This is a genomic window from Ruegeria sp. CE6 (assembly GCF_056537485.1).
This window is the reverse complement of sequence record NZ_JBQFRR010000001.1, coordinates 1,160,970-1,175,486: the sequence shown is the minus strand read 5'-3', so window position 1 is coordinate 1,175,486 and position 14,517 is coordinate 1,160,970. Positions and strand designations below refer to the sequence as shown.

Genomic DNA, 14,517 nt, shown 5'->3' with positions numbered 1-14,517 from the left:
CCCTTCCTATCTCGCCGTTGTGGTGCCGGCTTCCATCACAAACTCTAGATGGCGGAAGCGGTCCAAAGTGAACGAGGCCATCAGCGGATGCGGCTCGCCTTTGGCGACCAGATGCGCAAGCGTCAGTCCGCCCGCAGGAATGGCTTTGTATCCGCCCCACCAGCCAGCGGTCACGAACAGCCCCGGTACGTCAGTCTGATCCATGATGGGCGAGGCATCATGGGCAATATCAAGATGCCCACCCCATTGGCGCATTAGTTTGAGTTTCTTGAAGCTCGGGAAAAGCGATAGCATCGCGGTCACAGTGTCTTCGAACACATGTTGCTTGATGTCGCGACGAAAGCTTTGCCCCATATCAGGAGCGCCGCCGATCACCATCTCACCCTTGTCAGACTGGCTGAAATAGAACCCACTGTCCGGGCAATTTACGATGACATCCACCAAGGGCTTCACTGGTTCGGACACAAAGGCCGTCAGGTTCATCGTGCGCAATGGCAGCTTGAGCCCCGCTGTCTCGGTCAATGTCGTGGTATGGCCCGATACGGCCACCACAACCTTTTTTGCCCGCACGGTGCCGCGATTGGTCTCGACACCTTCGATGCACCCATCAGCGCCACGGATCAATGCTTGCACGGCGGTCTGCTGGTGGATCTCGACCCCCATCGCATCCGCCGCACGGGCATAGCCCCAGGCCACCGCATCATGCCGGTTTACACCTGCATCCGTGTGGACCATGCCGCAGATGATCGGCAGGCGCGCATCTGGCCCACCACCTGTCAGAGCAGGTATGCGTTTGCGCAATTCGTCTGTGGTGATCTGCTCATAGGTCGAGCCATATATGTCCATAATCAACTGCCGACGCCGCAACTCTCGCAGTTTGGGCCAGGTCTGCACCACATCCACCATGGTGCGCTTGGAATGCATCATGTTGAAGTTCAACTCATGCGTCAGCCCTTCGTACATCTCGACGGATTTGACGTAGAACGGGATCGACTCGTCACGCATGTAATTTGACCGGATCGTAACCGTATTGCGCGCTATGTTTCCGCCACCCAACCAGCCCCGTTCCAGCACGGCGACGTCGGTTATGCCAAACTCTTTGGCCAGATAATAAGCCGTGGCCAGCCCGTGACCCCCTGCCCCGATCACCACCACCTCGTACCGGTCTTTGAGCGGCAGGCTCCGCCAGGCTCGGGACCAGTTCTTATGACTAGAAATCGCGTTACGGGCGAGTGAAAATGCCGAGTATTTTTGCATAACGAGCACAATATTTATCAGAAAAAATATATCGTCAATAAATATATTTACCATTGCGCAAAAACTGCTTGGGCAATCAAAGGTCGGGGGCTACCATGGCGCATGACCTTCAAAATTGAACAGTTTCATCGGAATCTTGCTGGCAAATGGTCGGCCCGATCCCGCTGGCCCTGCTTCATCATAAACTGCCGCAGTTCACCCTCTCTCTGACTCCATGCAGACCGTGGCGCTTTGCGCCTGAATTCAAACCCGCCGGGAAATGAGGCGGAAGCTATGGATGGAAGAACTATGATTAACACACCGGATACAGATACTGTTCAGCAAGCGTATGCGCGCGACGGCGTCGTTTTATTGAGAAACATCCTCAGGGACGATTGGTTAAACAAGTTGCGTGATGCCGTGGACGAAGAGGTTAAAAAGGGTGACCGGTATTTTGCCTATAAAAATATGCGTGAAAAACCGAGTGTCTTTCAGGACTATTGTCTGAACTCAGATATTGGAAAGCGAGTGGCCGAGGTGGCGGGCAGCCCCTGGACTTCGTTGATCTATGACCAAATTTTCGTGAAAGAACCTGGCACACGCACCCAGACCGGCTGGCATACAGATCAGCCCTATTGGCCTGTGGCCGGTCCCATCATGACAATGTGGATCGCACTTGATCCTGTCGACCCAGACAATGGAGCGCTGGAATTTGTCCGTGGCTCGCACGCTTGGGGCGCAAAATACCGGCCTTTCAAAACTGACCAGCTTGGCAAGTTTCTTCACTATCTGGAAGAGGATAACCCGGACTATATCGACATGCCCGATTTCGAGGCGGATCGCACTAAATATGACATATTCCATCATGAACAGATGGAACCTGGCGATGCCCTGGCCTTCGATGGAATGACTGTGCATTCGGCGATGGGCAACCGCACCTCGACCCGTCGCAGGCGTGGATATGCGGTACGTTTTGCCGTTGAAGGTGCCACCTATGAACCGCGCGATAGCGTTACTGAATGGCTGCATGATGACGACCTGAAACCGGGTGCTCCCTTTGCCGGTGGGCGCTTCCCTGTCATCTATAGCAACACCTAAGATAAGGGGCCGGGAACTGGCCCCTGTTCAGGTTTCAGGCGTGCCGAATTGCACCCTCTGGCACAGCGGCCTCGGCCTCGATCGCTCGGTCGAGCACGCGTCGGTATGTTTTTGCCCCGGCATCCAAACCCAGATCAATATGCGGTGTCTGAGCATTTTTCATGCCCTTGTGCACTTTTTCCAGCACATCTTTGTCTTCAAGAAACGCCATCCGGGCACCGTCATTCATGAACTTTGAAACCTCGGCATTGTCCGGATCAGAGTTGCGATGCTGGAACCAGAAATACCTGGTCTGATCCTCGTTGATTGGCGTCATGAAGTTGTAAGAGATGTTGATGAATGTCTCATCGACAGGATCTTTGTCATATCCACCCGTGCCAACCGGAGTATAGATGGACTTATTCAGCCCGATTGCGGGCATGCACATTTCGTAATGCTGCAAACGGTCGCAATCGCCGTCGAACGAGACCAGTTTGGCATAGTAAGGCGATGGTGGTTTGTTTTCGATCCAGCGCGAGACAATCACGCCGCGATCTGTCTTTTTGACGTCCAGAGGCTCTTCATCCGTTCCCGCGCCGGCGAATGACGAGACATGTACCCAGGCCACATGGCTGGGATCAAGCAGGTTGTCGCAAACCCAAAGATAATGGCAATCGATATCCATCACCCCGCCATCGGTTAGGCCCCAGCTCGTGTCATCAAAGTTTTCAATTGGGAAAATCAGGTCCGGATCAGCCAGTTCAGGATCGCCCATCCAGATCCAGAGCAGGCGATAGCGGTCGGCAACTGGATAAGACTTCACCACCGCGCGCCGAGGCGTCATCCCCCGCTGCGTTGGGCTGTCCGTACATTTGCCCCAACAATCGAATGTCAGCCCGTGGTAGCCGCATTCGACCAGATCCCCTTTCAGATTGCCATCGGATAGCGGGAGCTTGCGATGCGGGCAGGCATTCTCAAGCGCAACGGGCGTCCCATCCTGCTGACGATAGAGCACAATGTTCTCACCCAGATATGTCGCAGCCTTCAGTTCGCGCCCGATATCCTTGCTCCAGGCGGCAACATACCAGCAATTTCTGAGGTACATGGTTTGCTCTCCAATTTGATCAGTTGGCTTAGCGCCATTATGGCAGCGTCAGTGCAATACACCATTCTGGATTTGTAATGATACATATAAGGCAAGCTAATTCGGCAGCATTACCGACGGGGGCAGATCGGGCTGCGAAGCAACTTCGGCCTTGATCCAGTTCAGGAACTCGCTGACTTTTTGGCTGTCTTTGCTATCAGGGCGCCGGACGAGCCAATAGGAAAGTGGCGATTGAGTCAGTTGCTGAAACGGTCGCACCAGACGGCCATCGCACAACGCATCAATAACCAGCGGTTCGCGCCCAAGCGCCACCCCCAGCCCCTCAATCGCTGCCTGTATGACCATGTTTGATTGGCCCAATCGGCGCGTGCGCACTCCAGACGGCAATGTCAGATTGGTTTGCCGCGCCCAGAACTCCCATGTTGGGCTGGACGTACCATGGTGCAGATTTTCATCTACGAGCAGTGTGTGCTGTGACAAATCTTCAATGCGCTTCAATTCAGGCAACAGCGCGGGCGCGCAGACGGGAAACAGCCTTTCCCGCATAAGCAAATCCACTTCAAACCCGGGATATTCACCAAGACCATATCGAATGCCGATATCGGAATCTGCGCCGGAAAACGGATAGTATCCCGTATCCGTCGCGATCGAAATAGACAGGTCCGGGTGGGCCAAATCAAAGTGCAGAAGCCTTGGAAACAGCCAGTTGAATGCAAACCCCGGCAAGCATGAAATCACGATGGTCCGGTCCGCACGCGTTCGATCGCGAAGTTGCGCACACACATCTGAAATGCGGCCCAGCCCATCCGAGATTGCCTGCGCCAATTGCTCACCTTCGCGGGTAGGTCGCGATTGCCGCGCACCGCGCACCAGCAAATCCCGCCCAAGCCATTCCTCAAGCGATCTGACGTGCTGGCTGACGGCACTTTGGCTGACCCCCAGTTCCTCGGCGGCGGGTGAAAAGCCGGAATGGCGTACAACTGCCTCAAAGGCTCGCAGCGCGGAGTATGGCAGATTCAAGATCATATTAGTCATCCTAATGTCAGCCATTATCACTTTCAAATGGATTGCCGGCGGCCTTAGGCCGTAAGTTGATAATGTCAAGTAATCAGGAGATGTCGATGTCCGACATGACGCCAGAGCGGGGCGCTTACAATCTGCTGGTCAATTGCGCCCGCGCGGCGGCGGGTGAAAGGCTGCTGATTGCCTATGAACCTGCAGAGTTTGGATATTTCGACGCCGACAGCGTGAATGTTGTCAGTCAGGCGGCCTGTCAACTTGGGCTGGGGGTCGACACGGTTGATGTGGGCTTCAATCCGGGCAATCCGCAATTATCGCCTGATCTGCTTGCCCGGTTCGAAGCGGCAGACATCATTCTATTTCTGGCCCGTCTTGGGGATCAGTTGCGGTTCTCGGACATGCCGCAGGGTAAGAAAGTCATCGTTAGCTTCGCTTTAACCAAAGAAATGCTGGGATCTGGTTTCTCCAACGGCCACCACGATGCGTTCATGGAGCTTAAGGCCGATATCAACGCGGTCTTGGACGCGGCCAGCGAGGTGCGGATCACTTGCCCGTTGGGCACTGATGTAAGCGGTCGGCCGGTGATGAACCTGCAAGCCTCGGGCGACACCTCGATCCTGCGCTTTCCGATGTCAGTCTTTACCCCGGTTCCTGCCCACAGTTTCTCGGGCCGTGTGGCCATCAGTTTTCTGACGGGAACGGGGTCGAAGTATTACGATGACTACACCATCGAATTCGACCGCCCCGTCTTTGCGATGATGGAGAATGGGCGGCTGCAGCGTTTTGACGGCGATCCCGCCAACGCCGCACGGGCCGAGGCGCATTATGACCGGGTAGCCAATCAGTTGGGAATTGATCGCAATTTCGTGCACTCTTGGCATGCAGGTATCCATCCGGGCTGTGGCTACCCCTGGGATATGCGCGAAAACTATGAACGCTGGGGCGGCTCCGCTTTCGGAAATCCACGCATCCTGCATTTCCACACCTGCGGGGCGTACGCGCCCGGAGAAATCAGCTGGAACGTTATTGATCCTTCCATCGAAATCGATGGCGTAACTTATTGGGACCGCGGTACATTCCATGCCGAACGGCTACCTAGCGGTCAATCAATCCTGGATCGGCACCCTTGCGCGGCCGCCCTGTTCGCCCATCCCGATCCGGATATCGGTCTACGTGCAATTGGCTGATCAATAGCGGCTTGATCGAATCACGAGCTGTGGAAATACTCTTAGATAATAGGGTCTGTTCGAGTTGGCCCTATGGTGCGGAGCACTCCCGTCTCCGGTGCCGGAATATGCGCAGAGGGCAAGACCCCCGCTCCGGCAAAATCATGGAAATCACATGTCAAAAGCTATCGTCACGCCGCTGACTCAGGCTCTGGCCGAAGGAAAACTGACACGCGAAGAGCTTAAAGGATTCATGCAACGCTCGAACGGGCCCGGATTGCGCCATTTGGCGCTTTGGTTTCTGGTTCTGGCCTGCACGACAACGCTGATCACTCTAGCCTGGAACAGCTGGCTGATCTGGCCCGCGATGTTCCTGCAAGGCACCGTTCTGGTGCACCATTTCTCACTGCAACATGAATGTGTGCACTATACTGTGTTTCGCACCCGTTGGCTGAATGATCTGGTTGGCCAGATTTGCGGGCTGATCATTATCCTGCCGCATCGGTTCTTTCGGTATGAGCATTGCGATCACCATACCTATACCCAACTGACTGGCGAAGACCCCGAACTGATCCCGCTACCCAAAACGCTTGGCGAGTATCTTCTGTATCTGTCCGCCTTGCCCTACTGGCGCGCCAAGTTTACCGAGCTGTTTCGCCATGCATTTGGCAAACTCAGTGCGGCAGAACTGCGCTTTATTCCCAAGGAAGAACACCAATCGGTCTATTGGGACGCGCGTCGTATGCTTGCCATCTACGCGGTTGTCTTTGTTGCTATGGCGATCACCGGGTGGTGGGGCCTGATCTGGTACTGGATCATACCATTGTTTCTGGGCGAGCCCGTGATGCGATTTGTGCGCATGACCGAACATGTTGGGCGGCCAACCGTGGCTCAGATGTCAGAGAATACACGCACCAATCTGGTGTCAAAACCGATGTCCTTTCTGTGCTGGAATATGAACTATCATGCTGAACATCATTATGTCGCCTCGGTCCCATTCCACGCCCTGCCCCGGCTGCATGAGAAGCTGAAGGATCATATCTTTGTCGAAAAGGGCGGATATCTTGCCGCGCATCGCGACATTCTGCGCCAGATCATGCAGCGCAAAGCGAGGACCTGAGCGATGCAGGCAGACAAACCATGGCGCGATCTGATCGAGGCATCTAAACTGGAAAAAAACTGGGTCACGCGGGTCTCAGTCGGGCGACGATTGATTGCGGTATATGACACACCCAGCGGTGTCTACGCCTCACTGGCATTGTGCAATCACGGTGGTGCAGATCTCTGCGATGGTTATTTTGACGGCCATGTCATCGAATGCCCCTTGCATCAGGGCGCGTTCGACGTTCGGGATGGCAAGCCTGTTTCTGCACCTGCGACCCGAGCCATGCGCGTATTCGAAACGCGCATAATAGACGGGATGGTTCAGGTCCGTATGTGACCAGAACCTAGCGCTTATCTGATCGTTTTTCGAGCCGCGCGAAAATACGGCTGAGACCGAAACAGACAACGAAGTAGAATGCCGCCGTTGTGATCCATGCCTCGAAGATCATTCGAGACGAGGCGACTAGTTCGACGGTCTTGTAGGTCAGTTCCTGAACCGAGATCAGCGACAGGATTGAGCTGTCCTTGATCAATGAGATGAACTGGTTCGCTAACGGTGGCACAACCTTTTTCATCGCCTGCGGGAGAACGACATAGCGCAATTCCTGTATGCGGCTCATACCGATCGAGCGTGCAGCTTCGCGCTGACCTTTCGGGATCGACTGGATACCTGCTCGGACAATTTCGCCGACAAATGCGCTTTCAAACAGCGCCAGAACGATGACACCTGAGACAAGCGACGGAAAGCGCCGCATCTCACCAAAGAAAAATGTCCAGATCTGGTTGTCTTCCTGCCGCGCAATTCCACGCGCCCAGCGTTCAAGGTTCAGTGCGTCGATCAGTTGCTGCGATAGGAAGAAAAAGAAAATAAAGACAACAACAACCGGTGGCACATTACGCAGAAATTCAAGATAAGTGCGTGCCAGCATGCGTATGGTCAGGTTCGCGGAACAGCGCGCGATCCCCAGAATTGTACCCAGAATGAGCGCCAAAATGCCGGAATAGATGCTGATACGAACCGTCGCCACCAAGCCTTGCAGCAATAGATTGGCAAAATACTCTTCTCGCCCAGTATGCCAGCCGACGATGTAGCTGGGGATCAATTCCCACCGCCACTTATAGTTCAGCGTGCCTTCGATCGACAGCCAGATATATCCGAAGAAGGCGATCAATACCGCCACGATCAGATAATCTGGCCATCTGAGTTTTCTAAGAAATTCAGGCACCTGGGCGCTCCGCTTCAGGCCCGAGGGCGGCTGACCCGCCCCCGGCTAATTGGTTATTGGGCAACCTGGTCTGCCCACTCTTCAGTTGCGAACCAATAGTTGTGACGCTCTTCCAACCAACCCGACCGCCAGTTCTGAGCGATCCAATTGTTGAAAAAATTCATGGCGTCCGGATCGCCCTTGCGTACTCCGAACGCTTCGCCACGCGGATCATAGAGGTTATCGAACGGAACGGTCAGAGTTTCCGGATGACGACCGGCCTCGCGGTTCGGTGTGGGTTGGGCCGCCATTGAGGCATGCGCGTTTCCGTTCAGCACTTCTTGCGTTGATGCACCGTCTTCATCAAACAACAGCAGCGTCGCGTTGGGGAAGCTTTCCGCGATCACCGTAGCTGGTGTCGCACCGCGACGAGCGGCAAAGGTGACCTCAGGTTTATTGAAATCTTCCAAAGACATACCATCGGTCAACTGTTTGTTAGCCATAATAGCCAGGCCCGAATACGCATAAGGATCGGTGAAGTTGATCGTCAAGTTTCGCTGCGCAGTCACCGACATGCCCGAGATGATCACGTCGAAATTGCCGGATACGAGCGCCGGGATGATGCCATCCCAGGCGGTCGGTACAAACTCGACCTCTACACCCATGTCCTCGGCCAGCTTGCGACCGACATCCAGTTCGAACCCGATCAGATCACCATTCTTGTCGCGCATCGACCACGGCACGAACAGCGACAGACCAATCCGGATCACTCCATCCTGTTTGATCGTTTCAATCACACTTTCGCGGGACAGTTCCTGAGTCGCACTTTGCGCCCAGCCTGAGGTCGCCATGCCTGTTGCCACGACCGCGCCCAGGGCCGCCCCGAGCATTCTGCGAGATAGCTTCATCTTGGTTCTCCTTGTTGTCCGGTTAAGTTCTTGTGGTTATTGGTCGACGGCATATTTCTTCTCCAGATAGCTAACGCCAATCGACAGGATCAGGGTCACCACCAGATAGACCAGCGCGATAGTGAACCAGATTTCAAAACTCATATACGTGTCGGATATAATGTTGCGCCCGAAGGTGGTGAGTTCGGCCACGGCAATGACGCTGACAATAGCCGAGGATTTGATCAGGTGGACGACCTCGCCCGTCATGGGCGGTAGCATAAAGCGAACAGATTGCGGCAGAATTATATATCTGTAGGTCTGATAGGGGGTCATACCGATAGACTTGGCCGCCTCCCACTGACCAGATGGGATGGCGTTGATCCCCGCCCGTAGGATTTCTGAAATCAAGGCTGAATGAAACACCGCCAAAGTCAGGATGCTGGCGGTATATCGATCAAATCCAAAGATAGGACCCAGGACATAATAGAACAGGTAAAGCAGAACCAGCAGCGGGATATTGCGGATCAGTTCAAGGTAGGCAACCGCGACAGCAGTGCCAACTACCAAGCCGGACAAGCGCAGTAACGCCACTAGCAACCCGATAGCTGTGGCCAGCAGAAACGAGGTAACTGACAGCTTGATCGTGGCAACCAGTCCGATGGGGATTTCGCCCCACTCGAACCCAATCTCGGTGTTGCGGTACAGGAATTGGGGCACGCGATACCACTGCCAGTTATAGCCCATACCCTGCGCGCCAACATATGACCCGTAGGCGATCAACCCGACAATAACCGCATAGATCACGACGGACACTAACACCGAACCAAAGAACCGCTTGTATAGTGGTGGCTTCGGCAGCGCTTGCCCGCGTCCCTGTGATATGCCCAGATCGGTCACGTTAGTGTTCCAATATCTGGTTCAGGAATAGACGGCAGCGCTCGCTTGACGGGTTGGTGAAGAACTGATCGGGCGGCGAGATTTCAACGATCTGCCCCGACTCCATAAAGACCATCGTGTCGGCGACCTTGCGCGCAAACCCCATCTCATGCGTGACAACCACCATGGTCATGCCCGTATCGGCCAGTTCAACCATCACATCCAGCACCTCATTGATCATTTCGGGATCAAGCGCGGATGTCGGTTCATCAAACAGCATGATCCGTGTTTCCATGCATAAGGACCGCGCGATCGCGACGCGCTGTTGCTGCCCCCCCGACAATTGCGCCGGGTACTTGTCGGCCTGCTCGGGGATGTGAACGCGATCAAGATAGTTGCGCGCGGTTTCCTCGGCCTGCGCCTTGGATAGCTTGCGCACCTTCATCGGTCCGATCATCAGGTTTTCAAGCACAGTCAGGTGCGGAAACAGGTTGAACTGCTGGAAGACCATGCCGACTTCCTGTCGCAGTTCACGGATTTCCTTGGCACCCTCATAGACTTCGATCCCATCGATCACGAGACGCCCGGAATTATGCCACTCTAACCCGTTGAAACAGCGGATCAGCGTGGATTTTCCCGATCCGGACGGGCCGCAGATTACCACCTTCTCGCCCTGATGAACGGTCAGATCGATGTTCTTGAGCGCATGGAAAGTCCCATAGAACTTATCCAGATTGGTCACTTCGATCATGGGGGAGAGCTGTGTCATGCCGAACCTGTCAAGATGCGGATCAGCTGGCGTCGCTGATCTATGACGCTGTGGTAGTGCGATCGCAACATGAGGTCATGCACGCATGCGCACGAAGTCATTCGCGGCGATTCAGGCAGAGTGGAGAGATCTGGCAAAGCTTCAGAATCCTCAAATTCGTTGCGCGCTGTTCAATATGGTTGCTTAATGTGCAATATTCGTCAATAAAAAACTCAGCCGAACGGCACACGCCGCGAAAATAGAAACAGAAAACACGAGAGGAAACGTGAATGTCCGCCTGGATTCGGATGATATCTGACGAAGATGCCGACGAGCACCTGAGAGCGACTCTGGATCTGGCGCGCACACCACACGGGACCGTGGACAACGTGATGCGCGTGCATTCACTGCGTCCCAACACCATGAAAGGTCACGTCATTCTGTATCGCGCGTGCCTGCATGATGAAGCCAATTCCATACCCATGTGGTTTCAGGAAGTCATCAGCTCTTACGTATCGACGTTGAACACCTGCCCCTATTCTTATGCCAACCATTGGGCAAACGCCCGACATCTGATCGGTGACGACGCACGCGCCGACGCAATCGAGGCCGCGTTAAAGGCCCATCGTCCGCAGGACGCATTTGAAGGTGCGCAGTTGGCCGCGCTGATCTATGCGCAAAAGCTGACCCTGTCGCCGGGTGCAATGGAGGAATCCGAAGTTCGCGCATTGAAAGATGCCGGCTGGGAAGACGGAGAGATTCTCGAGATCAACCAGATCGTCGGATATTTCAATTATGCCAACCGATTGCTGAATGGTCTGGGTGTCACAACGGAAGGGGACGTGGTGGGCTACTACGCCGAGGATTGACGGATTGAATCATGCACGATGACACGCCGGGAAGACAGATTGATCGCGCTATTGGTGCCTCGCTCAGGGAGCTGCGCCAAAGCCGCAAGCAATCCGCCCGTCGGTTGGCAGAACAGTCTGGTATCTCGGCTGCAATGGTCAGCCGTATCGAAAACGGGTTGGTCTCTCCGTCAATCGATACGCTGGCTGCACTTGCCGAGGCGTTGGAAGTACCAATCGTATCGCTGTTTCGCGAAGCGCGGACAGATCACACCGACTATACGCTGGTTCGCCATGGCGAAGGACTAAAGTCTACGCGACTGGCGGGCGGCCATTCGCACGAATACGTCAACCTTGCGCTGCATTCCCGGAAGGACCTGCGCTTTCAGGCCCGTCGTGTCACGTTGTTGCAGGACGAGGGGCAGCCGCCCACTTATGTCGGCCATGGCGTCGTGTTTGTGCAGGTTCTCGAAGGGCAGGCCATCTATCGGTATGGCGAAGCCCGATTTACTCTTTCAGCAGGAGACAGCATCAGCGTCGATGCAGAGCTGAATCACGGCTTCGAAGAGGTCCTAACGCCAGAGTTCGTTTTCCTGACCGTTCAGGCCGAACGTCCGTAGTGGCCAGTTGATATGGCCATCCCAACTGAAATTGATCTGACACGCGGGCCAATCTCGACCCATTTCAGAACCCTGGCGATCCCGGGCGCAATCGGGATGTTGTTCAACACTCTTTACAACGTTGTCGACATGTTCTTCGCCGGCCTTCTCTCGACCAGCGCGCAGGCTGGATTGGCACTAGGGTTTCAGGCCTTTTTCATTGCCATTTCGGTCGGGGTCGGGTTGGGTGCCGCGATGAGCGCGCTGGTCGGCAACGCGTTAGGCGCTGGAGACACTCGCGCAGCGCGGCGTTTTGCAGCACAGGGAATGATCTATGGTTTCATTGCAGCCTGTGTTCTGGCGGCGGCGGGTCTCTGGTACGGCCCTGCGCTGATAAATCTGGTTTCGGAACCGGGACCTTATCGCGATGCAGGTTTACGTTATTTCCACTGGCTCCTATTGGCCTTGCCCGGATTTCTTCTGGCCTTCGGTTGCAATGGCATTCTTCAGGCACATGGTGACGCGGTATCGATGCAACGCGCCCTCATGGTGGCGTTTTTTGCCAATATCGGTCTGAACCCCCTATTGATCTACGGCATTCCGGGCGTGATCCCGGGCATCGGATTTGATGGCCTCGCTGTATCGACGGTGATCAGCCAGACCGGTGTGATGGTGTTTCTGATCCGTCAGGTCCTCAGACGCCGCAGGATGAGGCGCATGCGCCCCCGAAACTTCATTCCGCGCCTACAGAAGTTCAAGGAGATCTCGGTTCAGGTACTTCCCACAGCGACATCTTTCTTCGTGATGCTGCTGTCAGGTTTCGTCATGCAGTTCGCCCTGAAAATCTTTGGAGAGCACGCAATCGCTGGCTTTGGCATTGCCATTCGGCTTGAGCAGATTTTGCTTTTGCCGGTGCTGGGGGTCACGGGGGCACTGCTGCCCATCGCGTCCCAGAATTTCGGTGCCCGCGACTATGAAAGGGTTCGCGAGGCACTGTTTTATTGCTGGAAAGTCGGGTTCATCATGACCGCCATCGCAGCCCCCATATTGTGGATTTTTGGCCGCCTTATGATGGGCTTTTTCACCGACGATCCCGAAGTGATCCGCGTCGGACTTAGCTATCTACGTGTCGATAGTCTGATCCTACCGATCTACATGATGCTTTTTTCCATCAACTCGCTATTGCAAGCCTTGAAGCGACCGATCTGGACCGTGTGGATCAGCCTATATCGTCAAGGATTTGGCGTCGCCTTTTTTGTCTGGATTTTCGTCGGCCTGCTCGGCTTTAACGAAATTGGTGTCTGGTTCGGCACTGCAGGTGCCGTGGTGACTGGCTGGATGATCGCGTTGCTGATGACGTCCCATGTGGCTCAAAAAGAGCTGGGCGGGCTTTGGCTCAGGACGAGAACCGATCTGGGCTGAAGGCTTCTATATCGATGTCCGGTGATCTGCCAGCAATTACATCTGCGATTATACGTGCCGTCGTCGCGCCTAGTGTCAGGCCAAGCTGTCCGTGACCCGTCGCAAAGGCGACATTAGCCAGTCGCCTGCTGCGGCCAATGATCGGACGTGTGTCCGGTGTAAACGGGCGGCGACCCATCCGGCGTTCCGCGTTATCGGTCTTCAAACCCGGTAATACGCGGCATGCACGCCTGACCAGCACATCGGCTCGGTTCCAATTCGGCTGCGCGTTCAGGTCGGCAAATTCTGCGGTACCGGCCACTGCCAGCGCCTGCTGATACGGTGTAATGCCAAACCCGCCTTTGGCATAAAACACCGTATGGCGGAGCTCGACCCCGCTATCTTTCAACGCAGTCGAATATCCGATCACCCCTTCCATCCTCAATTGAACACCCAGCGTCTTGGCCAAATTCCTAGACGGCGTTCCCGCAGCGATGACGAAATCATCTGCGCTGATCGATCGCCCATCGCTCAGCTTCACGCTTTTCACATGTTGTCCGTCCTGCGTAAAACCGATTGCTCTTCCTGCCACGACTGCCCCGCCGCGGCTGCTAAAACTCTGCGTCAGCGTTTCAACCAATACCTTAGGGTCCGTCACAAAACTCCAGTCTCTAAGCAAAGCTGCATGTTTGAAATCAGATGCTATTGCAGGATCGATTTCATGCGCTTCCTGACCTGTAACTTGATCAATCGTGCAGCCCAACTCACGCGCCAACTCAAAAGCTGGGCGCATGGTCGCAAGGTCATTGTCGTCGTCAAACAACTTGATTACCGGCCGTTCGACCAAAAGCTCAGGATGGCCTACATCTAAAAGCTGAGCCTTGAAATCCGCTGTTGCAGCAAACGTAAGTCTTGCCAGATCGGAGGCGATTGCGCGCATTTTCGAGCGACGCGCATTGGCCGTAAACCGTGCAAACCACGGCAGCAATTTCACCGCTGAGGCCGGGCGCAATGTCAACGGGGCCTCGGCATCCAGCAACCAGCCCGGCACTTTCATCAGCATCCCCGGCTGCGACAACGGCACGATCTCACCGACTGCGATACAACCGCAGGAAGCCCAACTCGCGCCCTCACCAACCGGACCCGGTTCTACGACGGTGACCTCGTGGCCCTGCGACTGCAATGTCAGCGCACAGGATATTCCGACGATGCCGCCGCCAATTACAACCACCCGTGCCATTA

At 55.1% G+C, this 14,517-nt stretch carries 15 protein-coding genes; 7 read left to right on the top strand and 8 right to left on the bottom strand.

Annotation, left to right across the window (positions count from 1 at the left end; all coding sequences use genetic code 11):
• Positions 1–6: 6 nt before the first annotated feature.
• A complete protein-coding gene (locus ACR0DK_RS05830; RefSeq protein WP_480735149.1) occupies positions 7–1,257 on the bottom strand; it encodes an FAD-dependent oxidoreductase in 1,251 nt (416 codons plus the stop codon).
• Positions 1,258–1,530: 273 nt separating this feature from the next.
• On the opposite strand from ACR0DK_RS05830, the gene ACR0DK_RS05825 reads away from it, so the two are divergent.
• Positions 1,531–2,334 (top strand): phytanoyl-CoA dioxygenase family protein, encoded by an 804-nt coding sequence (locus ACR0DK_RS05825; protein ID WP_480735147.1) that lies wholly within the window; start codon positions 1,531–1,533, stop codon positions 2,332–2,334.
• Positions 2,335–2,368: 34 nt separating this feature from the next.
• Here the strand turns inward: ACR0DK_RS05825 and ACR0DK_RS05820 are convergent, their stop codons facing one another.
• Entirely contained in the window at positions 2,369–3,418 is a 1,050-nt protein-coding gene (locus tag ACR0DK_RS05820) for an aromatic ring-hydroxylating dioxygenase subunit alpha (protein WP_480735145.1), read from the bottom strand.
• Between the two features lie 96 nt (positions 3,419–3,514).
• Positions 3,515–4,444 (bottom strand): LysR substrate-binding domain-containing protein, encoded by a 930-nt coding sequence (locus ACR0DK_RS05815; RefSeq protein ID WP_170407021.1) that lies wholly within the window; start codon positions 4,442–4,444, stop codon positions 3,515–3,517.
• Positions 4,445–4,515: 71 nt separating this feature from the next.
• On the opposite strand from ACR0DK_RS05815, the gene ACR0DK_RS05810 reads away from it, so the two are divergent.
• From ACR0DK_RS05810 to ACR0DK_RS05800, 3 genes are all read left to right on the top strand, one after another.
• A complete protein-coding gene (locus ACR0DK_RS05810) occupies positions 4,516–5,625 on the top strand; it encodes a hypothetical protein (RefSeq protein ID WP_480735144.1) in 1,110 nt (369 codons plus the stop codon).
• 154 nt (positions 5,626–5,779) lie between these two features.
• A complete protein-coding gene (locus tag ACR0DK_RS05805) occupies positions 5,780–6,724 on the top strand; it encodes a fatty acid desaturase family protein (protein ID WP_170646827.1) in 945 nt (314 codons plus the stop codon).
• 3 nt (positions 6,725–6,727) lie between these two features.
• Positions 6,728–7,045 (top strand): non-heme iron oxygenase ferredoxin subunit, encoded by a 318-nt coding sequence (locus tag ACR0DK_RS05800; protein WP_170663377.1) that lies wholly within the window; start codon positions 6,728–6,730, stop codon positions 7,043–7,045.
• A gap of 7 nt (positions 7,046–7,052) precedes the next feature.
• Here ACR0DK_RS05800 and ACR0DK_RS05795 read toward each other — a convergent pair whose 3' ends face one another.
• From ACR0DK_RS05795 to ACR0DK_RS05780, 4 genes are read right to left on the bottom strand one after another with little or no spacing between them, the layout of a single operon-like run.
• The gene (locus tag ACR0DK_RS05795) at positions 7,053–7,934 is read right to left on the bottom strand and encodes an amino acid ABC transporter permease (RefSeq protein ID WP_170646825.1); all 882 of its coding nucleotides are present in this window, start codon (positions 7,932–7,934) and stop codon (positions 7,053–7,055) included.
• 53 nt (positions 7,935–7,987) lie between these two features.
• Positions 7,988–8,821, bottom strand: coding sequence for a transporter substrate-binding domain-containing protein (locus tag ACR0DK_RS05790; RefSeq protein WP_480735140.1), 834 nt, complete (start codon positions 8,819–8,821; stop codon positions 7,988–7,990).
• Positions 8,822–8,857: 36 nt separating this feature from the next.
• Positions 8,858–9,700 (bottom strand): amino acid ABC transporter permease, encoded by an 843-nt coding sequence (locus ACR0DK_RS05785; RefSeq protein ID WP_170393841.1) that lies wholly within the window; start codon positions 9,698–9,700, stop codon positions 8,858–8,860.
• Position 9,701: 1 nt separating this feature from the next.
• Positions 9,702–10,448 carry an amino acid ABC transporter ATP-binding protein gene (locus ACR0DK_RS05780; protein WP_480459463.1) on the bottom strand — a complete coding sequence of 249 codons (747 nt, stop codon included), beginning with the start codon at positions 10,446–10,448 and terminating at the stop codon, positions 9,702–9,704.
• Between the two features lie 269 nt (positions 10,449–10,717).
• Between ACR0DK_RS05780 and ACR0DK_RS05775 the strand changes: the two genes are divergently transcribed.
• The 3 genes from ACR0DK_RS05775 to ACR0DK_RS05765 are packed head-to-tail and all read left to right on the top strand — an operon-like array spanning position 10,718 to position 13,296.
• Positions 10,718–11,296: a carboxymuconolactone decarboxylase family protein gene (locus ACR0DK_RS05775; RefSeq protein WP_170393839.1), complete on the top strand. Its 579-nt coding sequence runs from the start codon at positions 10,718–10,720 to the stop codon at positions 11,294–11,296.
• Positions 11,297–11,307: 11 nt separating this feature from the next.
• On the top strand, positions 11,308–11,895 hold the full coding sequence (locus tag ACR0DK_RS05770; protein ID WP_223118661.1) for a helix-turn-helix domain-containing protein: 588 nt from the start codon (positions 11,308–11,310) through the stop codon (positions 11,893–11,895).
• 12 nt (positions 11,896–11,907) lie between these two features.
• A complete protein-coding gene (locus tag ACR0DK_RS05765) occupies positions 11,908–13,296 on the top strand; it encodes an MATE family efflux transporter (protein WP_170562108.1) in 1,389 nt (462 codons plus the stop codon).
• Here ACR0DK_RS05765 and ACR0DK_RS05760 read toward each other — a convergent pair.
• On the bottom strand, positions 13,271–14,515 hold the full coding sequence (locus ACR0DK_RS05760) for an NAD(P)/FAD-dependent oxidoreductase (RefSeq protein WP_480705994.1): 1,245 nt from the start codon (positions 14,513–14,515) through the stop codon (positions 13,271–13,273). The two genes, ACR0DK_RS05765 and ACR0DK_RS05760, sit on opposite strands and share 26 nt — an antisense overlap.
• Between the last annotated feature and the right edge of the window lie 2 nt (positions 14,516–14,517).